21 protein-coding genes are annotated in these 23,344 nt (G+C 37.1%); 17 read left to right on the top strand and 4 right to left on the bottom strand.

What is annotated here, in order from left to right; genetic code table 11:
- Nucleotides 1–55 precede the first annotated feature (55 nt).
- The 13 genes from FFR48_RS03285 (at nucleotide 56) to proC (ending at nucleotide 13,108) form a co-directional block, all read left to right on the top strand.
- Nucleotides 56–1,651, top strand: a complete 1,596-nt coding sequence (locus FFR48_RS03285) for a PfaD family polyunsaturated fatty acid/polyketide biosynthesis protein (protein WP_137666368.1) — start codon at nucleotides 56–58, stop codon at nucleotides 1,649–1,651.
- Between the two features lie 2 nt (nucleotides 1,652–1,653).
- Nucleotides 1,654–2,982 (top strand): phthiocerol/phthiodiolone dimycocerosyl transferase family protein, encoded by a 1,329-nt coding sequence (locus tag FFR48_RS03280; RefSeq protein WP_137666369.1) that lies wholly within the window; start codon nucleotides 1,654–1,656, stop codon nucleotides 2,980–2,982.
- A 4-nt stretch (nucleotides 2,983–2,986) separates the two neighbouring features.
- Nucleotides 2,987–3,292 carry a phosphopantetheine-binding protein gene (locus FFR48_RS03275; RefSeq protein ID WP_096565527.1) on the top strand — a complete coding sequence of 102 codons (306 nt, stop codon included), beginning with the start codon at nucleotides 2,987–2,989 and terminating at the stop codon, nucleotides 3,290–3,292.
- Nucleotides 3,293–3,556: 264 nt separating this feature from the next.
- A complete protein-coding gene (locus FFR48_RS03270) occupies nucleotides 3,557–5,452 on the top strand; it encodes a TubC N-terminal docking domain-related protein (RefSeq protein ID WP_137666365.1) in 1,896 nt (631 codons plus the stop codon).
- Between the two features lie 67 nt (nucleotides 5,453–5,519).
- Nucleotides 5,520–6,530 carry an NAD-dependent epimerase/dehydratase family protein gene (locus tag FFR48_RS03265; protein ID WP_137666364.1) on the top strand — a complete coding sequence of 337 codons (1,011 nt, stop codon included), beginning with the start codon at nucleotides 5,520–5,522 and terminating at the stop codon, nucleotides 6,528–6,530.
- A gap of 228 nt (nucleotides 6,531–6,758) precedes the next feature.
- Nucleotides 6,759–7,595 (top strand): class I SAM-dependent methyltransferase, encoded by an 837-nt coding sequence (locus FFR48_RS03260; RefSeq protein ID WP_137666363.1) that lies wholly within the window; start codon nucleotides 6,759–6,761, stop codon nucleotides 7,593–7,595.
- A 45-nt stretch (nucleotides 7,596–7,640) separates the two neighbouring features.
- A complete protein-coding gene (locus FFR48_RS03255) occupies nucleotides 7,641–7,886 on the top strand; it encodes a hypothetical protein (RefSeq protein ID WP_137666362.1) in 246 nt (81 codons plus the stop codon).
- Between the two features lie 93 nt (nucleotides 7,887–7,979).
- Nucleotides 7,980–8,990 (top strand): NAD-dependent epimerase/dehydratase family protein, encoded by a 1,011-nt coding sequence (locus FFR48_RS03250; RefSeq protein ID WP_137666361.1) that lies wholly within the window; start codon nucleotides 7,980–7,982, stop codon nucleotides 8,988–8,990.
- A gap of 15 nt (nucleotides 8,991–9,005) precedes the next feature.
- Nucleotides 9,006–9,764, top strand: coding sequence for a class I SAM-dependent methyltransferase (locus FFR48_RS03245; protein ID WP_137666360.1), 759 nt, complete (start codon nucleotides 9,006–9,008; stop codon nucleotides 9,762–9,764).
- A 570-nt stretch (nucleotides 9,765–10,334) separates the two neighbouring features.
- On the top strand, nucleotides 10,335–10,613 hold the full coding sequence (gene pipX, locus FFR48_RS03240) for a transcriptional coactivator PipX (RefSeq protein WP_096565540.1): 279 nt from the start codon (nucleotides 10,335–10,337) through the stop codon (nucleotides 10,611–10,613).
- On the top strand, nucleotides 10,610–11,314 hold the full coding sequence (locus FFR48_RS03235) for a YggS family pyridoxal phosphate-dependent enzyme (protein ID WP_137666359.1): 705 nt from the start codon (nucleotides 10,610–10,612) through the stop codon (nucleotides 11,312–11,314). Before pipX ends, FFR48_RS03235 begins: the two co-directional genes overlap by 4 nt.
- 310 nt (nucleotides 11,315–11,624) lie before the next feature.
- Nucleotides 11,625–12,218 (top strand): cell division protein SepF, encoded by a 594-nt coding sequence (locus FFR48_RS03230; RefSeq protein ID WP_137666358.1) that lies wholly within the window; start codon nucleotides 11,625–11,627, stop codon nucleotides 12,216–12,218.
- 74 nt (nucleotides 12,219–12,292) lie between these two features.
- Entirely contained in the window at nucleotides 12,293–13,108 is an 816-nt protein-coding gene (proC, locus tag FFR48_RS03225) for a pyrroline-5-carboxylate reductase (RefSeq protein WP_137666357.1), read from the top strand.
- 109 nt (nucleotides 13,109–13,217) lie between these two features.
- Here proC and FFR48_RS03220 read toward each other — a convergent pair whose 3' ends face one another.
- The gene (locus tag FFR48_RS03220; RefSeq protein ID WP_162501836.1) at nucleotides 13,218–13,391 is read right to left on the bottom strand and encodes a hypothetical protein; all 174 of its coding nucleotides are present in this window, start codon (nucleotides 13,389–13,391) and stop codon (nucleotides 13,218–13,220) included.
- A gap of 234 nt (nucleotides 13,392–13,625) precedes the next feature.
- Nucleotides 13,626–15,581, bottom strand: a complete 1,956-nt coding sequence (locus tag FFR48_RS03215) for an AbiA family abortive infection protein (protein WP_137666356.1) — start codon at nucleotides 15,579–15,581, stop codon at nucleotides 13,626–13,628.
- Nucleotides 15,582–15,886: 305 nt separating this feature from the next.
- Here FFR48_RS03215 and FFR48_RS03210 point away from each other — a divergent pair, with 305 nt between their 5' ends.
- The 4 genes from FFR48_RS03210 to FFR48_RS03195 all read left to right on the top strand — a co-directional run bounded on the left by FFR48_RS03210 (nucleotide 15,887) and on the right by FFR48_RS03195 (nucleotide 20,472).
- A complete protein-coding gene (locus FFR48_RS03210; protein ID WP_137666355.1) occupies nucleotides 15,887–16,507 on the top strand; it encodes a type I restriction endonuclease in 621 nt (206 codons plus the stop codon).
- Between the two features lie 38 nt (nucleotides 16,508–16,545).
- Nucleotides 16,546–16,983 (top strand): DUF29 domain-containing protein, encoded by a 438-nt coding sequence (locus FFR48_RS03205; RefSeq protein WP_096572558.1) that lies wholly within the window; start codon nucleotides 16,546–16,548, stop codon nucleotides 16,981–16,983.
- A gap of 150 nt (nucleotides 16,984–17,133) precedes the next feature.
- Nucleotides 17,134–19,806, top strand: coding sequence for a DEAD/DEAH box helicase (locus FFR48_RS03200; RefSeq protein ID WP_137666354.1), 2,673 nt, complete (start codon nucleotides 17,134–17,136; stop codon nucleotides 19,804–19,806).
- A gap of 405 nt (nucleotides 19,807–20,211) precedes the next feature.
- Nucleotides 20,212–20,472: a hypothetical protein gene (locus FFR48_RS03195; protein WP_096565554.1), complete on the top strand. Its 261-nt coding sequence runs from the start codon at nucleotides 20,212–20,214 to the stop codon at nucleotides 20,470–20,472.
- Nucleotides 20,473–20,882: 410 nt separating this feature from the next.
- Here FFR48_RS03195 and FFR48_RS28880 read toward each other — a convergent pair whose 3' ends face one another.
- Both FFR48_RS28880 and FFR48_RS03190 read right to left on the bottom strand, forming a co-directional pair.
- Nucleotides 20,883–21,047: a DUF8639 family protein gene (locus FFR48_RS28880; protein WP_190347062.1), complete on the bottom strand. Its 165-nt coding sequence runs from the start codon at nucleotides 21,045–21,047 to the stop codon at nucleotides 20,883–20,885.
- Nucleotides 21,048–21,100: 53 nt separating this feature from the next.
- A complete protein-coding gene (locus FFR48_RS03190; protein WP_137666353.1) occupies nucleotides 21,101–23,260 on the bottom strand; it encodes a serine/threonine-protein kinase in 2,160 nt (719 codons plus the stop codon).
- Nucleotides 23,261–23,344 lie beyond the last annotated feature (84 nt).

Here is a 23,344-nt window from a genome sequence, read left to right as displayed (position 1 = left end):
CAATACAGAAAATAGATCGAATCAAGAAAATAATCTCCAGTTTTCTAACTTATTCATCAACCATCATCAAAATTGGCAAGGTAATTTTAACAATGTTTCCTTTGATGCAGAACAAATTAAATTAAAACTGAGGAATTTAGAAAAACCATGTTATATAGTTAGAAATGAAGGGATAATTGGCATCACAAACGAAGGTAATTTATCTCATGTCAATAATGGTAAAACAGCCCAGATGGAAATGTTAATGGCTGTTCCACCCTTAGCAATTCAACAACTAGGTGATACAAGTTTCCTCGATTTTTATGGTGTAAAATATGCCTATATGACTGGGGCAATGGCTCAAGGAATAGCATCAGAAGAAATGGTAATTGCACTAGGTAAACAAAGAATTTTAAGTGTCTTTGGTGCAGGAGGTTTATCCCCTTCCCGTGTCGAGACTGCTATTAACAAAATTCAGCAAGCCTTAAATCAAAAACCTTACGCTTTTAACTTACTCCATAGTCCCAGTGAACCAGCAATTGAACGTCTTAGCATTAATTTATATCTCAAACATCAAGTCAGAATTGTTGAAGCATCTGCATTTTTAGATTTAACTGACAACATTGTTTATTATCGAGCCGCAGGATTAAGTTTAAATTCAGCCAATCAAATCCAAATCAAAAATAAAGTCATCGCCAAAGTTTCTCGCCGCGAAGTTGCCACTAAATTTTTGCAACCTGCACCTACAAAAATCCTTAAACCATTAGTTGAACAAGGTTTAATTAGTGAATTACAAGCCAATCTTGCCAGCAAAATTCCTATGGCTGATGATATTACAGTAGAAGCAGATTCTGGAGGTCATACAGATAATCGTCCCCTGATATGTTTATTACCTTCCATCTTAGAATTACGAGATGAAATTCAAAATAAATACAGATATGAAAACCCCGTCAGAATTGGCGTAGCTGGCGGAATTTCCACACCAAAATCAGCCTTAGCTGCCTTTATTATGGGTGCTGCTTATGTTGTTACCGGTTCTATAAATCAATCTTGCATTGAAGCCGGAACTTCTGAATATACCAAAGAATTATTAGCTCAAGCCGAAATGGCTGATGTGATGATGGCACCCGCCGCAGATATGTTTGAAATGGGTGTAAAATTACAAGTTCTCAAACGTGGTACACTCTTTCCTATCCGCGCTCAAAAATTATATGAATTATATAAAAATTACAATTCAATTGAAGAAATTACCCTCGCAGAAAAAGAGAAATTAGAAAAGCAAATTTTGAAAAAGCCTGTGCAAGAAGTTTGGCAAGAAACAGTTAATTATTTATCCCAACGCAACCCAGATAAATTAACCAAAGCAGCAAGTAATCCTAAACTGAAAATGGCTCTAATTTTCCGTTGGTATTTAGGACTATCTTCTCGGTGGTCTAACAGTGGAGAAAAAGGTCGAGAAATTGACTATCAAATTTGGTGTGGACCGGCAATGGGTAGCTTTAATGATTGGGTGAGAGGTTCATACTTAGCTGAACCAAAAAATCGCCAAGTAGTAGAAGTTGCTGAACACATTATGACAGGAGCAACATTTTTATACCGCATCCAAAACTTAAAAATCCAAGGACTACAAATTCCAGATGAATACAGTCAATATTTTCCAGAAAAATTATGACTATGCCAGACAACAGAGAATTAAGCAGTCTGGAAGCAACAATGGAAATCCTCAATAGCCGTGCTAAAACCTGGAATTTAGTTACTATTAGTCGCATTAACGGCAACCTCCAAGAAGCAGTTATCAGACAAGCTTTAGATATTATTCAATATCGCCATCCTAGTCTAAATTCTCGCATTATCCATTCTCAAAATCGTTTTTATTTTCAACCCATAGGTACAGAAAAAATCCCTTTGCAAACAGTTATAAATTTAGATGAGGAACAATGGCAAGAAGTTGTTAATCAAGAAATGAATCAGGTAATTGATAGTAGCAAATGTCTAATGAGAGTTGTCATAGTTACTATCAAGGATGAGCCAAAAATTAATTATCTAATTTCCACCTTGCACCATGCAATTTCTGATGGTTTATCCAGTATTCAACTGCATTCAGAAATTTTCACTTATTACCAAAAACTTACATCTGGTGATACCATTCAAGAAGTTACCCCCTTAGAACAACTACCACCCATTGAAAAACTACTACCCAAATATACACAAGGTTGGAGAGGGAATACAAGCAGATTTTTATTATTGTTAAAAATTGGATGGCAAAAGTTTTGGAAACAACCAAAAACATTAACTTTTGAAAAGTATGTACCTATTTATCAACGGAATTGTGCAATTATCCATAAACAAATTTTTGCAGATGCAACTGAAAACTTTATTGCTCAATGTAAGCTAGAAAATACCACAGTCAACAGTGCTTTATGTGCCTTACTCATGTTGACAGTAGCTAGAAAAATTATCAAACCAAATCAAAAAAGTGTCTGCATGAATTGTCTATCTTATCTTGATTTACGCAGACGTTTGCAACCTGCAATTAATAAGGAAAACTTAGCTGTTTTAGCTACATCTCTGATGGGATTTCACACCATAAACAAAAATACATCTTTTTGGGAATTAGCAAGGGAAGTAAAACAAAATTTAGAATCGGGAATTAAGCATGGTGATATTTTTAATATGGTATTACTGGCTAAGTATCTAACCAAGTTTTGTTTTATCTTTCCTCAACAAGTAGCAGCTACAGTTTCAGTATCTAATATTGGCAAGGTAAACATTCCCAAATCGTATGGTGAATTAGAACTAGAAGAGATCAGTTTTGCAGGTTCTCATTCTTTATATGCAGGTATGTTTGTGATTCATGTGGCAACTTTTCAAGGCAAAATGCTGTTAAACTTTGTTTTTTCTCAACCTTCAATTAGTCGGGAGACAATGGAAGATATGGTAAATCAAGTTGTCTGTTACATCCTTAATTTATCATCCAATACTGCAAAAATTAGAGGTGCATAAATAAATGAGCGAAAATCTTTATCAACACCCTGTAAAAACAGCCTTTAACACCGCAGATATTCAAGCTTGGCTAATAGATAATATTTCCCACATATTGGGACTTAACCCAGAGGAAATTGATATTAGAGAACCGTTAGATAGCTACGGTTTAGATTCATCTCAAGCCATAATACTTGCGAGTAAAGCTGAGAAATTTCTGGGATTTAAATTATCTCTAATCCATTTGTGGTATTATCCCACCATTGAAGAATTGGCACAGAGATTAGCTGAAGAATTAGAAAATTCAGACTCAGAAATTTTGCAGATTTAAACAATACATAAACATTTTTGTAAGAATTTAGCTTGTAATTTCCAGCATTTTTCGCAAATTAACACGACACAAATAAAGACACGAATAAATTGGCAATTCTTTGATGTTAGCTGATTGCTGATGGCTAATAGCTGAATACTTACAAATTTTCAAGTTTTTCCTCCTCTAAGACTGACACTTCGCACGAATAGAGGAAACATCATTCAGCGGAGTGTCTTCTTTTCCTTATGCTTTTTAGTTCGTTAAAACCTGGGAGATTTAGTCATGAACGCATCCGAAATTTTAGCGAAACTCACTCAACAAGGCGTGGAATTTTGGGTTGAAAATAGCAAATTAAATATTCGTTCTCCTAAAGGAGTAATTACACCAGAAATACAAGCGGAAATAGCCACATATAAAGGAGATATTTTGGCATTATTACAAGAAATGAATATCGCTACAAAATCAGCTTCTGAACCTCTGATTCAAGGAATTAGTTTACAAACTATTGGCAGGTTAATAGGTGGTTTTACAGGTGAATCACCTATAGGATATCAGCCACCAATTATTAATCCACAAATGATGGCTCAAAATCTCAGTGTGACATTTAGACCTTTACCTCATGGTTATCATAATCAAATAATTATTAAATTCCGCCAAGAATTAGCAATTAAATTAAAAAACTTGGGTGTTACTGTTATCCCTTGGCAAGAAGCAACCACGGAAATTTTCTATGATATTAAAATTCCTTTAGTTAATTGGAATTATTCTTTAAAAATCAAGGGTGTACGAGCAGAAATTGATGCAGTGATAGATGTAGAACGACCTAACTCATGGTTGAGAAAATTAGGAATATTTATAGCCGAAAATTTTTATAGTTTATCTTATCCCTGGCTAGTAAATCAGCAAAGACTGTCTGTTGTTCAAATCGCTAAATTAAGTAGTTGGGCGGAAGATCATGCAGCTAAATATGTGGAAGATCCCACAAATACTCAAGTGATCATTATTGGTGAACTAGATGAGGAGTTTGTAAATCCTTTAACCAAGTATCAAGACAAAATTAGCATTGGCATCAATACACTCATTAAAACATTTTCCGAAATTGTCATTGGCGTATCTAATGATAAAATTTCCATTCTCAATATGAATCTATCAGATTCTATTTTCGAGAGAACAGAAATAGATAATTTTATTTCCAAATCTCTGATTCCTAAAGTTTTTGTTCCCATCGCTCCCCTGTTAATGAATAGATTTGAAATCGGAGAATATAATCCTTATATATCTAGCTATACTCATAAATTGGTGAAACTAGGTCAAGAACTAGCATCAACTGGTTTATTTCCACCAGGTTTTAAATTAGCGGAAGTTATTAAAAGAAAGTCCCACAGAGATATTGTTAATGTCATCGTCAATGGTAGAACGGGAGTTTCTTATGGTTTTGTCGCTTATGCAGAACCACCTTATTATGTAGGAAAACCAGAAATAACTGCTGCTGAATGGGAAAACCTATTACCTGTTGGTGGATTTAGTAGTAATGAAATTCGTACAAATGAAGCAGGTAGACGTTATATTAAAATCCTCATTGCTGGAGAATATGTATTTAAACAAATCCCCGATATTTGGTTACTTAGTTCTCGTTCCGGTGCTAATAAAACAGACTTAAATCTTGAAAAAGATATCCTTCGCATCGGTTTAAAAAATAATTTACATCTGCAATTACCACTAGGCAATCAGTCAAATACACTAGATATCAAACCTTCCTATGATATCTATGTCATGCTGGCAATTACTCTAGGTGCGGCTTTATATACACCAGAATTAATTGCAAATGGTGCGCCAATTGTTCACTTTCATGGCTATCCTGCTTATGATTGGTTTCAAGAAAATGAATATTGTTTTGGTGTTGATAATCCTTCTGTACCCTGTGGAACTTATGAATCAGGAGTGTTTAATTTTTTAGGTTTTTCTAACTTAGCTAATCAACAAACAAAAAATATCAAATTACTTAGTTTAATAGAACCAGATCATGGCACAAATTTTATTGCTCGTGATATGGACTATTTAGTTGATAGATTAAAAAATGGATGTGTAGCAGAACAAATTGAATTAGGTGGACAACATTTTGCTGCTCTCAAAGCAAATATAAGTAGTAAAAATCAATTCATCATTCATAGGGAATAGGGAACAGGGAATAGGTAATTGGGTTATTAATCTCCCTAGTGAAAAAATTGAGTAATTTGTGAGAATTATGAACATCAATTCCAAAACATTACTGATTACGGGAATAGATAACTTTATTGGTTTACGTGCTGCTGAATTAGCTTTAGAACGGGGAATGAAAGTTCGTGGTTTACAAACTTCTGTGAACAGAAAAAATACCAATAATTTGGATATTGATTTATTGTTTGGTAACATCACGGATTTTGCCATTGCCCAAAAACTTTGTCAAGCAGTAGATATTGTTTTTCATACCGAACAATTAGCAGCAGAAACAGGCGATATCAAGAAATTTCGGGAAATAAATGTTGGTGGTACAATGAATATCGCAAAAGCCGCCAAAGATGCTGGTGTGAAAATTTTTGTGCATCTTTCCAGTGTCCTAGTTTATGGTTTTAACTATCCTCATCAAGTGACAGAATCAGAATTGCTTTGTGGAGAAAATAACCCCTATTGTCAAACGAAAATAGAAGCAGAATCTGCACTTTTACGATTGAACGCACCGCCAAATTTTAATATTATTATTATCCGCGCTGGTGATGTTTACGGTCCGGGTTGTATTCCCTGGGTAGTGCGTCCACTTTTATTGATGCGTCAAAATTTATTTGCTTATGCCAATGATGGTAAAGGTGTAAGTAATCATCTCTATATAGATAACCTCATTGATGCTATTTTTTTGGCAGTTGAAAAAGAACCATCGGGAGAAATATCTGGAGAAATATTTAATATCACAGATGGACAAGAAACTTCTTGGAAAGAGTATTTTACAAAATTAGCTGCAATAGAAAATTTACCAGCTTTTATTTCTCTACCCAAAGATGAAATGAAATTATTGTTGCAAGTGCGTTACCAAGGTCAAAAACTGTTACGAAAAAAAGCCGATATTCTGCCAGAATCTTTAGATTTTATCACTCGTCCTTATGCCTATTCTATCGCTAAAGCTAAAACTATGTTGGGTTATCAACCAAAAATTGATTTGACTGAAGGAATGCGTCGTACTCATGAATGGTTGAAAAAAACTGATATCCAAAGATTGATTTAGGGAGTATCCCAACTTTGAAAAAAATCAACACAGCCACACCAAAAACTCTCTGAAACTCTCTTACCTTTGCGTTCTTTGCGCCCTTTGCGGTTCAATCATATCAGGATATTAGTGCATATTATTTCCATAGATAAAAATAAATTTACACATTTGGGATGCTGCCTTGATTTCAAGCTAAATTCACTTGAAACCTGTTCATTTTAATCACCTATTACTTGGGATTTCAAGATGTTGAGTAATTTCACTTCTCTGCCTGAAAACTTGTTAAATAACTTTATATCCCGCCCTAATCACTATCCCTTGAGAAGATTGTTTTGGAAAGGATGGTATAACCTTTTCGCGGCTAATTATAGCAACATAAAAATTACTTTTATCAACTATGGTTATGCAGATGTAGAACCGAATACCAAACAACTAGAATTGAACCCATCTGAAGAAGAAGAACGTTATTGTCTTCAACTTTATCATCATGTTGCCAAGGCTATCTCACTGCAAGAATTGGATGTTATTGAAGTAGGATGTGGACGTGGTGGTGGTTCTTCATATATTATGCGTTATTTACAACCAAAAACAATGACCGGGGTTGATTTTTCCAAAAGCAATATAGCATTCTGTCAAAAAGCACATTCTGTTCCCCAACTCAATTTTCAACTCGGAGATGCAGAATCTCTACCATTTAATGATTGTTCCTTTGATGTGGTCGTTAATGTTGAATCGTCACATTGTTACGGTTCACCTGAAAGTTTTTTCGCTGAATCTTTTAGAATTCTGCGCCCAAATGGTTACTTTTTATTTACTGATTTTCGCCCAAAAAAAGACATTAAAAAAACAACCATATCATTAAAAAATACTGGCTTTAAAATATTAAAATCGGAAATAATAACCCCTAATATTCTCAAAGCTATGGATTTAGAAAATGACAGAAAACTAAAAACAATTAACCAGTATATTCCTAAATACTTACACATAGTCGCAAACTGGTTTGCTGGATGCCAAGGAACTCCCATGTATGAAGCATTTAAAACCGGAGATCAAGAATACCTTTGTTATGTTTTGCAAAAGTAACTTTTCTTTCAATCTTTCAACAAAAAATGCTCGATTTAAAAATTAATGAAACGTTTACTGATAGTTTATTACTCACATTACGGAGATGTGAATCGTGCAACTCAATCTTTTACAAAATACCTCAATATACCAGAAATTGAGATTCATTGGGAGTGTATTAAACCAAAAGCAGATTATCCTTATCCTTATAAAATAGTTGCATCTCATTTATTAGCGACGTTTTCCCATAAATGGAGTCAGGTGTATAGAGGAATCAAAAATGAATTTGCTGAAAATGCAATATTACTCTAAACCCGAACAAATAGCACCATTCTTATCAATTGAGAATTGAGAATTGATAATTGTTTCATTTTTTTTTACGCCGACCCACTTATAATCATTGCTATGAACCTCTGTGGAAAAACACTTCTTATTTCTGGAATCGGTGGGTTTATCGGCTTACGTACCACCGAAATAGCCCTAGCAAAAGGTTTGAAAGTTCGTGGGCTGCAACATTCCCAAATAAAAGCTAAAAAAGCCCAAAAATTAGGCGCTGATGTCATGATTGGCAGTGTAACTGATCCTGCGACTGTACAAAAAGCTTGCCAAGGAGTTGATATTGTTTTGCATACAGCAGCCATTGTCAAAGAACATGGATCACTCCAGCATTTTCGTGAGGTAAATGTGGGCGGAACTGTTAACATGGCCAAAGCTGCTCACAATGCAGGTGTGAAAACCTTTGTTCATCTTTCCAGTGTTCTTGTTTACGGTTTTAATTATCCTGATCGCATCACCGAAGCTGATCCAATTTTTGCCGAAAATCATCCCTATTGTCAGACAAAAATAGAAAGCGAAAACGCACTTTTGCAACTTAATTTCCCCCCAGATTTTAACATTATCATTCTCAGACCAGGAGATGTTTACGGACCAGGAAGCTATCCCTGGGTAGTGCGACCACTACAATTGATGCGCCAAAAAATATTTAGGTTAGCCAACAATGGGCGGGGAGTAATTAACCATTTATATATAGACAATCTCATTGATGCTATATTTCTAGCCATAGAAAAAGAAGCATCTGGAGAGATATTTAACATTACTGACGGACAAGAAACTTCTTGGAAAGAATATTTTACACGGTTGGCGGAAATTGCAGATTTACCTGCACCCCTTTCTCTCCCTAAAAATGAACTCAAACTTCTGCTGCAACTGCGCCATCAAGGGCTAAAACTGATTGGTAAGAAACCTGATATTTTACCGGAAGCTTTAGATTTTATCACCCGTCCCCATGCTTATTCCATTGCTAAAGCACAAAGTGTATTAAATTATCAACCAAAAATTGACCTAGACGAAGGACTGCGACGCACACAGAAATGGCTGCAAACATTGGACTTGAAAACCTTAGATCAGATGGGTTAAAATGGGTTAAAAATTATGAAATATAAACACAATCTTCCCAGTCAATCGGTAACAACTTTAGATAGTCTTCCCTTCACTTGGGAACGTCTAATTCCCAAACAGATACCCAGCGATCCAGCAAGTCAAAAACTTTTTGAAATTCACCTGCGACGGTACGAAACTGCGGCAAGTTATGTACAAGGTAAACGAGTTTTGGATATCTCCTGTGGTACAGGATACGGTAGTCAGATGCTTCGTCTTGCAGGGGCGATCGCTGTCGTCGGGGTAGATATCTGCCCAAAAACCATAGAATATGCCAGAAACCACTATCAAGAAAACAATGTAGAATTTGTCTGTGCTGATGCTCTTACCTTTGAGTGGCCACAGCAATTCGACGTGATTGTTTCTTTCGAGACGATAGAACACCTACCCCATCCTGCAAAATTTCTAGATCATCTTTGCAGTTTGATAATTCCTGGAGGTGACTTACTGCTGTCAGCACCACTTGGTGAAACCCGACATATAGATCCCTATCACCTCCATGCTTTTAGTCAAGAAGATATATTTACACTACTTGAAAACGCGAATTTTTCTGTAGACCGATACCGTTGTGATGATTGGTGTCTGACTCGTGGGGATCTTCTACTGTGGCGACAGCTTTATCCAGCAGCCAGACCAACCCTACGGCAACAGTTTTTCACTTTCAGAGGCTGGCAACTTATCAGCGATTTTTTCTTCCGGGGTGTGATTAATGTACCTGAACTCATGGTTGCTGCCAAATTAATTACCACCTAAAAAGATCAGGGGCAGAAGGCAGAAGGCAGAAGGCAGAAGGCAGGGAGCAGGGAGCAGAGAGCAGGGAGCAGGGGGAAAAGAATTTGCGGATTTCTGCACACACAAGTTATATCGCAAGTGATTTAGGACTTACGCAAAACAGAATGAAAGTAGGGGTAATTCATGAATTACCCCTACGTCAGAATCAGGTTTTGAGTCCAATCTTGCATAAGTCCTATTTTTAAGAAAACAGTCACTAGCTACTAACCCCACCCCAGCCAGAACAACATCATCGGCTGAGATTTGCGCCATAAAGCGAGAATTATGGCAGGATGGAAACAAGCTCATGCAACGAGAAGTCCAAAAGCTGGTTTTCACTCTGAGGAACTTCATAGGAGGCAGGAGGCAGGAGGCAGTTAACAGCAAACAGTTAACAGTCAATGGCGATAACTGATAATTGATAACTGATAACTGATCCACAGTTTCGCATTGTCAGCCAAAAAAAATTCTGGACGAAGACTGCTTATTATCGTCGGAATGACTGTGTGAGACTGCGAAAAAAGAATATATACTCCCAACCTTGACTATTAAATGAATCCAGACTACTCAGAAACTTACATCAATCATCCAACGTGGGGTTTACTATATAGGATCTGTATGGTTGATGATAACCAGGATCTGTTTACTACACTATATGCCCAACGCTTATTTTTTTTGGTAACAAATGACGTTAAAGGTATTAAATTTCAGTCTATTGGCCGGACTGAAGCCAGAATGATGCTGGAAAATCGTTTGCGTACTTTGCGTCGCAGTGGCAAGCCACAGGAGTACGATCAGCTTCAGAGTGTTTTCCAACGCACATTCCAATGACAAGTTCAATTAGTGAACGTATTGCTACCATTCGTGCTGAACTTCCGCCTTCAGTGCGGTTAATTGCTGTTAGTAAGCAAGTACCAACCGAACTGATGCGGGAAGCATACAGCGCGGGCATTCGTGATTTTGGTGAAAGTCGCATCCAAGAAGCTGCCAGTAAACAAAAGGAGTTACAGGATCTGCCAGATATTACTTGGCACTTCATTGGACATTTACAAAGTAACAAAGCTAAAAAAGCTCTGGAATTATTTAATTGGATTCACTCTGTAGATAATCTACATCTAGCCCAGCGTCTAGATACCCTGGCGCAACAGCTAGGAGTGAGTCCCCTGGTTTGCCTACAAGTCAAAATTCTCCCTGATCCTCACAAGTCTGGTTGGATCATCCCAGAACTATTAGCAGACTTGCCAGCACTTGATCAATGTCAAAATTTGCAAATTCAAGGTTTGATGACAATTCCGCCTCTGGGTTTGGATGAGGGGGAAATTTTGAATGTCTTTAAACATACCCATAAACTTGCCCAAGAAATTGCCTCACAACCATGGAGTAATATCACAATGCAGCATCTATCTATGGGTATGTCTGGGGATTATCAATTGGCAATCCAAGGAGGTGCAACAATGGTCAGATTAGGGACTATTTTGTTTGGGCATCGCTCCCAAATTTCCCACATCTCACCAGATAAGACTGTATTTTAAACAACTCAGCACTGACAATTACGTCAGTGCCTATTGGGAAAAACCAAGTAGCTAGATTTATATACTTGACAAATGTAAATACTAAGACAAAACTATAGGTAAAGAACTTTGCATAACTCCATCTTTAGGATATAATTTTAACTCATTGTTATGTCAATATAAAGTTCTTTCTAGAACAGTCTTTTGTTCATGAAAACCTGTACTAGAAAATACAAATAGCAATAAAATTGCTCAAAGCAGCAGCACTTACTAGGGCTACCACAATTTAAATCTGGATCAATTAAGGTAATTTCCACTGGGAGCGTAGATAATGAACAACATATTTTCTAAACTAAGGGATTTTGTGGGCTTGAACGAGCAGGTAGAATACGAATATTACGAGGAAGAACCAGATACCGACAGCTACCAAAATCTGTATCAGCAAGAAAATCCTCAACCTGCTCCACAAGAAACCCCAGCTGCTAATCGACGTTGGCGTGAAAACTCCTCTACAATGGGAGAAGAAGAAGCAGCAGCAGGATCAAAGCCTATGAGTAATGTGATTGGTATGCCAGGCGCAATTAATGGAATTTCTGAAGTTTTAGTCCTTGAACCTCGCACTTTTGAAGAAATGCCTCAGGCAATTCAAGCATTACGTGAACGTAAGTCTGTAGTATTAAACTTGACGATTATGGACCCGGATCAAGCTCAACGGGCAGTTGATTTTGTTGCCGGTGGTACTTATGCTCTAGATGGACATCAAGAACGGATTGGCGAAAGTATCTTTTTGTTTACACCCAGTTGTGTGCAAGTCAGCACTCAAGGCGGATTTTTACATGAAGTACCCCAACCACCAGTACGTCCCGTTCGTCCTACAGGTACTACTCCCACTTGGGGTAGCGAACCTAACCGCATGGCACAATAATGAAGTTAAAGTTAGTCGTTTGTCAGGTTCAAGGCAAATGACTAATCACTGATGATTAATGACTAAATAACTAAATGACTATTAAATTTGGTTTAGTTGGTGGCGGGGTAATGGGAGAAGCTCTATTATCCCGCCTTATTGCACGGGGCATTTATCAAGGTTCAGAAGTTATAGTGAGTGAACCCCAAGAGTCTCGCCGGAGTTTTTTACAGCAGCAATATGGGGTAGCTGTAACGACGGATAATTGTTTGGTGTTATCTCAAGCTCAAGAGGCGGTGATGTTGGCGGTTAAGCCCCAGGTATTTAGTGCGATCGCTCAAGAATTAGCAGATATCTTACCTATACAAAATACACCTTTAATTATTTCTATTTTGGCGGGTGTGCCTTTAAAACAGCTAGAAGCTGCTTTTCCCCAACTGCCAGTTATTCGCGCTATGCCTAATACCCCGGCTACAGTGGGTGCAGGAATGACGGCTATTTGTACGGGTGCTTACGTTCATGCCAGTCATCAAGCAACAGCTAAGGAAATTTTTACGGCGGTGGGGGAAGTGGTGGAAGTTCCAGAAACGCTGATGGATGCAGTGACAGGTTTATCTGGTAGTGGTCCGGCTTATGTAGCGTTGATGATTGAAGCTTTATCTGATGGGGGCGTGGCTGCGGGTTTACCCAGGGCAGTGGCTAAACAGTTGGCTTTACACACGGTTTTGGGAACGGCAAGACTGATAGAAGAAAGTAAAATTCATCCCGCAGAGTTGAAAGATAGAGTTACCAGTCCTGGAGGAACGACTATTGCGGGGGTGAGCGAGTTGGAAAGGGCTGGTTTCCGTTCTGCTTTAATTGAAGCAGTGAAAGCTGCTGCTCATCGTTCTCAGGAGTTGGGGAAAGGGTGATCAATTAATTTAAAGTTCAATTTTAGGGAAGTTTCGCGCAAAGACGCAAAGGAGCAAAGGCGCAAAGGTTTATATCAATCAATATTTTCATGCAATTATTAGCAGAGCTTCATACATCAGATCGAAGTTTTTTCCAGTTTGTGTAATGGGTTTTAGGGGTGGTTTGATTTTGCTTCACTCGTTCTAGCAAACCAGGAATTGCCAAAAGTTCTTGAGTGGCAGCTTCACTTTCAGCATTTGCTAAGTAAGCAGCAAAATCTGCAAGCACTTGTAAGGGATTCATTAACGGACTCTATAAAATTTGCGATCGCACTAACTTTTTAACCCACATTCCGCACCCTGAACTGTCACATAACTAAAAATTGCTTGTTTGGAGATTTGATATTGGCGATTGGCTACGTCAGTGCCGTAGGCAATCGCTATCTAAAATTTCTGCATTTTTGTATAAAAACCATCCTTTGAAGTATTCAAAAATCCGAAATTACCAATTGTGACATCTGGGGGTGCGGAAGGTGGGTTATAAAATAACATCTAAACATTGCCCAACATACTCATAATAATCTAGATATTCTTCTTTTGTAACTTCCCAAGCAAGGCTCCCATCAGAACCAGGATGAGACACACTATTAGAGTTTCTGCGATCAAATAAGTTTCTTATTTTTATACATATTTCATGTCGAATGCCTTGCGATTGCAAAAATTTGACTACATTGTTAACATCGTAATCTTTTTTATTTGCTTTTTCCTGTTTGATACAAACAGCATGGATTTCATTAACTAAATGATTAAGAGCAACCGAATAGGATGTATTTCTCTCACTTAAAATTCTCAGTCGAGTTTGCTCTAATACATCCGGCATCTCTGAAAGCTTTTTCATCTGCATACAAGCTAAATTATAGTATCCAGGTTTATTGCAATTAAGTTCTTTTTTAAGGAAAACATCAACAATATTACTCATATGAACATTCTGTCGAAGTTTCTGAAGAAGATTTTGATTTTCGTCATCAAAATTGGTTTGACATAGAAATTTAATAATTAAGTCGGCATCTCCCGTAGTGATAATAGTTTTATCCAAACAAAAATTCCTGAATTCATTAGTTGCAGTTTCATCCTTTAACAATATAATTAGTATTTCGAGTGGTTGGACTTTAACCAGATCAAAATTAAATTTTTTGAAGATGTTTTTAATCTTCCTTTTGTTGGCTGGTTTATCAAGTATTTGCTCTACACTTTTGTCAAATACCTCTTGAAGAATTTCCTCTTGTGCTGAATTACCTCTTATAAAATAATCCTCAACTCTAGATTTCTTGATCTTTCTTAGCTCTTTAAATATCTTATTTAGCTTATCTTGAGGTGTTTCAGCAACCTCTTTAACTTCCTCTGTTTCTTGCTCATCATCATCCTTGATATTGCTAAAATATTCATCACTTGGAGATGATTTACGTATATTTTTAAGAAGTTCTTCTTTTTCCTCCTTTTTCGACAAGCGATACAACCTAGTTTTTAGATTAAGTTTAAGACCAAGCTGGCTATATAAAATTTCAGCAATTTGAGAAGCAATTGAATGAATATACAAACCTTGATATTCTTGATTAATATTTGGCTTAAATGTTATGGAAATGTATATATCATCTGTATATCTAATAATACTATGCGATTCAATAATATCTTTATATTTTCTTAATATATCATCTATAAACAGATCACCAAAAACTAAATACAAATATCCAATGAAACTGGAAATTATATTATTATCTGATTGAGGAATTCCAGATTTACCATTAGATATAAACTGAAATAGAGATATAATTTGTTCTTTTGTAAAAATATCATACGCCATATTAGCCTGAATACTAGGCTTGATAAAACTACTTAGAAGATTAAGTAGTCGGGAAACCGATAATTCATTAAAATAATTCTCAATATCAAGCTTTAAAATGACTTTATCCTGATTACCTGATTTAGTTTCTTCTTTAATTATTGATTTAAATTGTTCGTGAAAATGACGATAATAAATATTTTTAGAGTTTAATTGAAGCTTGCCAGATTTATAACTAAGGTTGCCACCGTAAAAAGCATTAATACTTTTAATTTGTTTATAGGTTTCAATTACAAATTCCTGTGAAAGTTTAAGTAAATATAGCCCAACTGCATAATATACTACTCTCATTGGGTAAGTAAAAAACTTATAATCCCTTAATCCAAGTCCTGGCTTCGGTACAACATATGAGAAAATAGAAAACTCTTTTTTTAAACCATAAAAAAGACTACTAGATATTTTTATATTGAAGTAGTCTTGTGCAGCATGATTTAGGCAAGTTACATCAATTTTTTCATAATAAAATAGGCTAAAAGTATTAAAATGGCGATTAGTTCTCTTTTGCTTTATTTGGAAATTTATTAGTTCCAGTGCATCTTGCCAGAGTCCAAAATCTATAAAGTATCCAAGTTGTGTTTTGTTGTTGTTGGTCATCACTGTAGCAATCCTAAATCATTCGTGATAAAGAAAATAGTGCAAGGCTTATCAATAAATACTGATAACCACCGTATTTTCCCATACTTTAATTTGGATGGCTATATAGTTTGGGTAAAAAAAGCTTATGTTCAAGATTTACTTGGATGTGTTGCTTGTGATGATACCCTACAAGAAACAGAGTAGCTGATTTAGAATTGTATCTGGAAGTATTGAAAGAAGATGGACAACCCATACCCGAACCATCTACAGAAGTTGGTAAAGTTGCAGTGACAATATAATCACAACTACCGAAAAAATCCACCATGCAAGGACTAGCCGTTACTGAAACCATCACCACCATAGCTGAAGCAGAAAAAAGATTTGGTTTAACTCGCAGTCAATCTCAGGATTTTTTTACAGAATGGCATGATCAATTACCTGAAATTAACCATAATGACCGCACTAACTTAGAAATTCTCTGGCAGCGTTATATTTATCATCGTTCCGGTGGACATTTATTGGAAAGTACAGTAATGCTATTACTCGTCTCTCCATTGCTGACCGTTGCGGGATTATACGATCCACCTTTCCGCATCAAAGCTGAAGAATCTGTACAAATTATAGTAACCGATAGCGAAGAAACTCTACAGGGTCGAATAGATGTTTTAGTATTGAAAGATCGCCTTTGGATAATTGTTTTAGAGTCCAAAAAAACCATGTTATCAGTTTGGTCAGCATTACCCCAAACTCTTGCTTATTTAATAGCCAGTCCGAATACTGATTTGCCTACTTTTGGAATGTTAACTAATGGTGATGATATTGTCTTTGTCAAAGTCCAAAATCAGCAATATGCCATATCAAGAGTATTTGCACCTCTAACTACCCAAAGTGAATTAGAGTCTGTGTGTCGAGTCTTACGCAAAATTGCAGAAACAGTAAAATGATTGATAAAAGTGTAAAATTAAATAAAAGGTAAAATGCTATGCTAACTAAAACAGATTATGCTCTCTGGATTGAAGAAACGGTTAATCTATTGAAAGAAAAAAACTATCAAAATGTAGACTGGGAAAACTTAATTGAGGAGATTGAAAGTTTGGGCAGAAGCGATCGCCAAAAAGTGAGAAGTTTTTTAAGACAATTATTGGCACATCTACTTAAACGCTGTTATTTACCACTTCCTCAAGAATTTCATCACTGGGAAGTAGAAATTCGTAATTTTCGCGTAGAACTTCAGGATATTTTTGATGATTCACCCAGTCTTAAACGCTATGCTAACGAAGTTTTACCAAATTGCTGGCAAGTTGCTTTAGAAGGAGTTCGTCAAGAATATAAAGGTTTCGATTTTCCTGATCAGTACCCTTTTGCTGAAGATATAAAGGGAATTTTACATGATACTTTTTGGTTAGAGCAATTACAATGACTTAAATCGCGTAATTTTACGCATAAATAATCTACTACGCAACCCACCAATTACCAATTACCAATTACCAATTACCAATTACCAATTACCCATCACCTCTTCCCCAATCAGGTTATGATAGTAGATAGTCTGGATGCAAAAGATGATTGAGTGAACTACACCGCACCCTCTTCAGAAATTAATTTAGGGTCGATTTTTCCCTTTGAGTTGGATCAATTCCAACTAGATGCGATCGCCTCTCTCAATGCTGTCCGCTCAGTGGTTGTCTGTGCGCCCACAGGATCGGGTAAAACTTTGGTTGGGGAATACGCTATTTATCGCGCTTTATCCCGTGGTAAGCGTGTATTTTACACCACACCACTGAAAGCCTTATCTAATCAAAAATTACGCGACTTTCGGGAAAAATTCGGATTTGATATGGTCGGTCTATTAACCGGAGATGCTTCTATTAACAGGGATGCACCGATTATAGTCATGACTACCGAGATTTTCCGTAATATGCTTTATGGCACACCCATAGGTCAAATCGGGATCTCTTTAACAGACGTTGAGGCTGTAGTCCTCGATGAGTGCCACTACATGAACGATCGCCAACGGGGTACAGTCTGGGAAGAATCTATTATTTACTGTCCCCGTGAAGTCCAACTGGTCGCCCTTTCGGCTACAGTTGCGAATAGTGAACAACTTACAGACTGGTTAAATCGTGTTCATGGACCCACAGACCTGATTTATTCTGATTTTCGCCCTGTTCCTTTAGAATTTCACTTTTGCAACCCTAAAGGTTTATTTCCCCTCCTCAATGACAGCAAAACTAAAATTAATCAACGTTTAATTAGACGTGGTAAAAAGGGTATAGGAGAACGAGGTAAAGGTAATCGTCCAGAACCACCAAGTATAGTTTATACCCTCAGTCAATTGGCACAACGGGATATGCTACCTGCCATTTTCTTTATTTTCAGCCGCAGAGGTTGTGATAAAGCGGTGGCTGAGGTGGGTGATTTATGGTTAGTCAATAATGAAGAATCCCAAATATTACGTAGGCAGATTGATGATTTTTTAGCCCGTAATCCAGAAGCAGGACGTACTGGACAAATTGCACCCCTGTACAGAGGTATTGCGGCGCATCATGCGGGAATTTTACCAGCTTGGAAAGTTTTGGTTGAAGAACTTTTTCAACAAGGTTTAATTAAAGTTGTCTTTGCTACGGAAACTCTGGCAGCAGGTATTAATATGCCAGCACGGACAACAGTTATTTCTACCCTTTCTAAACGCACTGATAATGGACATCGTTTATTAAAAGCTTCGGAATTTTTGCAAATGTCCGGGCGTGCTGGTCGTCGGGGCATGGATTTACAAGGTCACGTTGTGACATTACAAACTCCCTTTGAAGGTGCAAAAGAAGCTGCTTATTTAGCTACATCTCCCCCAGATCCTTTGGTGAGTCAGTTTACTCCCAGTTATGGGATGGTGTTAAACCTCTTGCAAACCCATACTTTAGAACAAGCAAAGGAACTGATAGAACGCAGTTTTGGCCAGTACATGGCAACATTGTATTTAAAACCAGAATATGATGAAATTGCGGACATTAAAGCAGAGTTAGCAAAAATTGAAGCAGAATTAGCCGCAGTAGATGAAAATGAAATTGCACTTTATGAAAAATTGCGGCAGCGTTTAAAAGTAGAACGGCATATATTTAAAACTCTACAGGAACAAGCACGGGAAGACAGACAAGAGCAACTTTCCATGATGTTAGATTTTGCCGTGACAGGAACGCTGTTGAGTTTAAAAGATAAAAACATGACAGCGACTTTACCGTTAACGGCTATATTATATGGTAAAGCTCCTGAAGTTAGACCTACTTCTTACTTAGTTTGTTTAGGACAGGATAACCGCTGGTATGTAGCGACAACAGCAGATGTAATTGATTTATATGCAGAGATGCCCAGAGTAGAAGTACCAGAGGATATTTTACCACCTGATGAACTAGGTTTAAAACGGGGTCAGTCAGTGCGGGGAAATGCAGCAACAGAGGCGATCGCTCAGAGTATACCCGATCCGAGCGAATATATGTACATGACACCGGAAGTAGCTGCTCAACTGAGTCGGGTGAATGCAGTACAATCACAAATAGAAAATCATCCCTTGCATAAATCAGGGAATATTGCCAACATATTTAAACAACGAGCGCGGTGTGTAGAATTAGAAGCGGAACTAGAAGAGTTAGAAGAACAAGTAAAACAACACTCACAGCAACACTGGGAAGAATTTCTGAATTTAATTCAGATATTACAGCACTTTGGCGGGTTGGATAATTTAGCACCCACAGAACTAGGACAAATGGCCGCAGCAATTCGGGGTGAAAATGAGTTATGGTTAGGATTGGCGATCGCCAGTGGAGAACTAGATAATTTAGATCCCCATCACTTAGCAGCAGCAGCAGCATCTTTAGTCACAGAAACACCACGCCCCGATAGTCGGGTACGTTTTAACCTCAGTAACGAAACAGCAGACGCTTTAGCCAAACTTAGGGGTATTCGTCGCAAACTGTTTCAAATTCAACACCGTCATAACGTAGCTTTACCTATTTGGTTAGAATTTGAACTCATTGCAGTTGTAGAACAATGGGCGTTAGGAATGGACTGGTTACAACTTTGTGCTAATACAACTTTAGATGAAGGTGATGTAGTTAGGTTGTTGCGTCGTACTCTAGACTTATTATCACAAATTCCTCATGTTCCCTTTGTTACTGATAGTTTACGACAAAATGCCCAAAGAGCAATGCAATTAATTGATCGTTTCCCGGTGAATGAAGCAATGGAATAAACTAAGCAAACCGAGTTCATTGATCATCCCATAAAACCAGCAAACAACAAAGGTAAAAGTATCAAAGCTGATCCTATTAAAACCAAAGTTGCTGGATCAATTTTGATGTGATTTTTTTGTGGATCTGGTATTTTTGACATTCTCTAAAATTGGTAGTTTAGCTAATTTTAAATCATTAATAACTGTAACCTGTAACCTGTAACCTGTAACCTGTCACCTATTATCTCTTTTACCAGGAAATTTAGTACCCATTTCCGTTAGCGCAGAAAAGATGAGATAGGTAATGAGTAAAGCGAAACCTGCAAAAAAAGCAAGTAAATCGTTGTTCATAATATACCTGATTTTATCAACAAAACTATTATAATAGTTGAAGATACCAAAAAAGTAAAAAAATGGGAGTAAACAATGGGGCGCATTAATCCTTACACCCTACAAATGCAAATTACCAGAATGTTTGCGGAAGGACAATCATTCTTTGCTTTAACAAAAGTGCAAGATTGGTTAAAAGAACATAATCAAAACCCGTTAGAATATGAGATTTTTTTTCATAAAAAACCTGCACCTCCTGGTTCTCAAGAAGTGATGGTAATAGAAATAGAACTGAAACGTAAAGATGGACAACCTGTGGACTCTTGGTTACAAGAACAAGTAAATTTACACGCTTAACTAATTTGTAAGCATTCAGCTATCAGCATTTAGCAGTCAGCAAAAAAGAAGAAAATCATCAATAATAGGTTATAAATTTCTCTCATTAATACTTATGTCATTTGACAGAACAGGAGCATCCTTGTTATTACAGCAGTTTTCATGTCTTTAGACCACAGTCAGGGCGAAGCATTCGGATGATAGTCTTAGGTAAAAACCGATAATTAATTGTCCGAATGCTGATGCTTCCAGCACGCTTCGCGAACGCCTCTACATTGTTGACGCGAAACTTAAATCAAATGTGGTTCATTTACCTGAAAATAGCTGTAACTCAGTTTTTCTTCAGAGAATAACTGATTACTGATAGCTGAATACTTAGACTAATTTCCACAATTATCAATTATCAATTATCAATTATCAATTATCAATTCTTAATAATCACTATCAGCCACACAAATTCCTTTACATTTAATCCCATTAGTAGCAGTGCGTTTACAATGGGGACATAGGACTTTTTCAGTTTCGATATCTTGATTTATTTCTATATTGTTACTTGCGTGTAACTTGTCTTTTTCGGTCTGAATTTTTTCACTCATAAGCATCAAGGAATTTTTTACGGTTTACAAACTTGTATCTACCCATTTACTGGTTACGGTGTTTCCGTGGGTGTGGGTTCTGGTGTTTCTGTGGGTTCTTCTGTAGGTGTTTCTGTAGGTGTTTCTGTAGGTGTTTCTGTAGGTGTTTCTGTAGGTGTAGGTTCAGGTTCTGGGGGATTTTCTGCTGTCACCGTTAACTGATAATCTGTAGATTTAGAAGCTGTGGAAACTACGACAAATTCATAAAATCCCGTTTCTGGTAATGTTTTGGATACAGTCCGCACCGTAGAATCTTCTAAAAATGTGACTTTACCAGAGGGAGAATAAATAGATAATAACACCTGAGAACTAGCATCTAGTTTAACTTCCATTGTTTGATCTTTTGCTAGTCCAGCGATGAAAACTTTACCTCCTCCTGGTTGTAGATTACCACTAACTGTTTTACCTGTAGTCCCAGGATCAAATACTATTCTTGCAAAGGCACTATTAGAAAGGATAGCATTGAGTTTATCATTAACAAATGCGTGCCAAACTTGCCCAACGGGTTGCTCTATAAAATTTTTACCTTGATATTCAGGGAATACACGGAAAAAGGTTGCATCACCTAAGTCATACAAAGCACGACTGCTAACATTTCTGCGGTTAACTTCTACTTTCCAGCGATCGCGTTCTGCTGGGGTATAAGTTCCCATTTGTCTACGCGCTCTACTACTCAAAAGAGACAGTTTATCTAGGGTTTGGGCGGCTATTTGATCCCATTCTTCCCGTAAATCTTCGTCTTCTGGTGTATCATTTAAATCACGTCCTTGGATATTGGGGTTTTTCTCCCAAAAAAGTTGGTTGATTAAACTGATATAAAAGTTATTATCTATACCCAACTGTTGACGGCGATCGCTCAATCTTTGTTTACGTTCTCTTTCTTCAGGTGAAAAATTATTTTCCGGGGTGGTGGGGGTTTCTGTAGGTGTAGGACTTAATGTAATATCCGGGTTACTTCCATCTTGGTTGTTCCCACGGTTACTAATACCCCACCACAACAAACCTATACTACTAAATAACGCCACAGTCACAATAAATACATTTGTTGTAGTCCAAATACTTGTATTTTGGGGTGTGGGAGTAGCAACTGCTGGAGGTGCGGGAGTTTTGGGAGGAGAAACTGCAATAGTTCCTGCGGTGGTTGGGGAAGTTGTGGGTTTTGGGGGTTGAGTAGCTGGATATACTGTAGGTGCGACAGGAGGAGAGTTATTAACTGCTTTTCCATTCAGTGCGTCTAAAACTTGACGTGCTGACTGATAGCGATCGCTTGGTCTGGGAGATAGCATTTTATCTAAAATGTCCCCCAATAAAGGACTAAGGCTAATTTCTCGCCGCCATAGCCATTGTAAATTTTGTGTATCTATTAAATCTTGTGGTAGTTTCCCTGTCAGTAAAACCAACACTGTCACAGCTAAAGCATATAAATCACTGTGAGGATATACTAAACCGGTTTGCATTTGTTCTGGAGGTGCAAAACCAATTTTTCCTAACAAAGTTCCACTACTTCCAGAAGTAATTACCCCAGATTGATAATATTGAGAAGCGACAGTTTGCGCGACTTGTTTCACTCCCCCAAAATCAATTAAAACTGGTAATTGATCCACAATTCTCAATATTAAATTATCAGGAGAAATATCACGATGAATCACACCTACATGATGGATATATTCTAAAACTGGTAAAAGTTGTTCTAATAACTGACGAACTTCAATTTCTGTAAATTTTAAACCTTTTTGTTTGCGGGAATTTAATAAAGAATTATAAGTTTCACCTGCTACATGATCTTGCACTAAAAATAGAGATTCTTTACCTTGTAAATTAATACGTAATAGTTCCCGAAAGCGGGGAATTTGAGGATGTTGTAATTGATAAAGAACACTAGCTTCTCGTTGAAATAACTCCTCTGCTTTTTGCACAATATAAGGAGTTTGCACCTGGGGAGAAAATTCTTTTAAAACACAAGCTTCTCGAAAACGGTTAATATCTTCAGCTAAGTAAGTTTTCCCAAACCCACCTTGTCCGAGTTGACGGACAATAACATAGCGATCGCCTAAAGTTTGTCCTGCTTGAATACCACTATTGACAGGAGTTTCTATTATCTTCTCACCACACTGAAGACAAAACTTACTACCGGATGGATTTTGATGTCCTTGAGAACAATAAAGATTAGTCATAAAGGAATAGGGAATAGGGAATAGGGGATAGGGAATAGGGAATAGGGAATAGGGAATAGGGAACAGGTTAACAATTTTACCCAA

This window comes from Sphaerospermopsis reniformis (assembly GCF_005402885.1).
Lineage (GTDB): Bacteria > Cyanobacteriota > Cyanobacteriia > Cyanobacteriales > Nostocaceae > Sphaerospermopsis > Sphaerospermopsis kisseleviana.
This window is presented reverse-complemented; position numbering and strand designations above follow the sequence as displayed.

Bases quoted from the DNA above. Each gene is read 5' to 3' on its own strand.
- FFR48_RS03245 (WP_137666360.1), top strand. From the start codon at position 9,006: ATGAAATATAAACACAATCTTCCCAGTCAATCGGTAACAACTTTAGAT.
- FFR48_RS03210 (WP_137666355.1), top strand. From the start codon at position 15,887: ATGCAAGGACTAGCCGTTACTGAAACCATCACCACCATAGCTGAAGCA.
- FFR48_RS03235 (WP_137666359.1), top strand. From the start codon at position 10,610: ATGACAAGTTCAATTAGTGAACGTATTGCTACCATTCGTGCTGAACTT.
- FFR48_RS03260 (WP_137666363.1), top strand. From the start codon at position 6,759: ATGTTGAGTAATTTCACTTCTCTGCCTGAAAACTTGTTAAATAACTTT.
- FFR48_RS03270 (WP_137666365.1), top strand. From the start codon at position 3,557: ATGAACGCATCCGAAATTTTAGCGAAACTCACTCAACAAGGCGTGGAA.
- FFR48_RS03250 (WP_137666361.1), top strand. From the start codon at position 7,980: ATGAACCTCTGTGGAAAAACACTTCTTATTTCTGGAATCGGTGGGTTT.
- proC (WP_137666357.1), top strand. From the start codon at position 12,293: ATGACTATTAAATTTGGTTTAGTTGGTGGCGGGGTAATGGGAGAAGCT.
- FFR48_RS03220 (WP_162501836.1), bottom strand. From the start codon at position 13,391: ATGAATCCCTTACAAGTGCTTGCAGATTTTGCTGCTTACTTAGCAAAT.
- pipX (WP_096565540.1), top strand. From the start codon at position 10,335: ATGAATCCAGACTACTCAGAAACTTACATCAATCATCCAACGTGGGGT.
- FFR48_RS28880 (WP_190347062.1), bottom strand. From the start codon at position 21,047: ATGAGTGAAAAAATTCAGACCGAAAAAGACAAGTTACACGCAAGTAAC.
- FFR48_RS03280 (WP_137666369.1), top strand. From the start codon at position 1,654: ATGCCAGACAACAGAGAATTAAGCAGTCTGGAAGCAACAATGGAAATC.
- FFR48_RS03275 (WP_096565527.1), top strand. From the start codon at position 2,987: ATGAGCGAAAATCTTTATCAACACCCTGTAAAAACAGCCTTTAACACC.
- FFR48_RS03205 (WP_096572558.1), top strand. From the start codon at position 16,546: ATGCTAACTAAAACAGATTATGCTCTCTGGATTGAAGAAACGGTTAAT.
- FFR48_RS03190 (WP_137666353.1), bottom strand. From the start codon at position 23,260: ATGACTAATCTTTATTGTTCTCAAGGACATCAAAATCCATCCGGTAGT.
- FFR48_RS03230 (WP_137666358.1), top strand. From the start codon at position 11,625: ATGAACAACATATTTTCTAAACTAAGGGATTTTGTGGGCTTGAACGAG.
- FFR48_RS03195 (WP_096565554.1), top strand. From the start codon at position 20,212: ATGGGGCGCATTAATCCTTACACCCTACAAATGCAAATTACCAGAATG.
- FFR48_RS03265 (WP_137666364.1), top strand. From the start codon at position 5,520: ATGAACATCAATTCCAAAACATTACTGATTACGGGAATAGATAACTTT.
- FFR48_RS03255 (WP_137666362.1), top strand. From the start codon at position 7,641: ATGAAACGTTTACTGATAGTTTATTACTCACATTACGGAGATGTGAAT.
- FFR48_RS03215 (WP_137666356.1), bottom strand. From the start codon at position 15,581: ATGACCAACAACAACAAAACACAACTTGGATACTTTATAGATTTTGGA.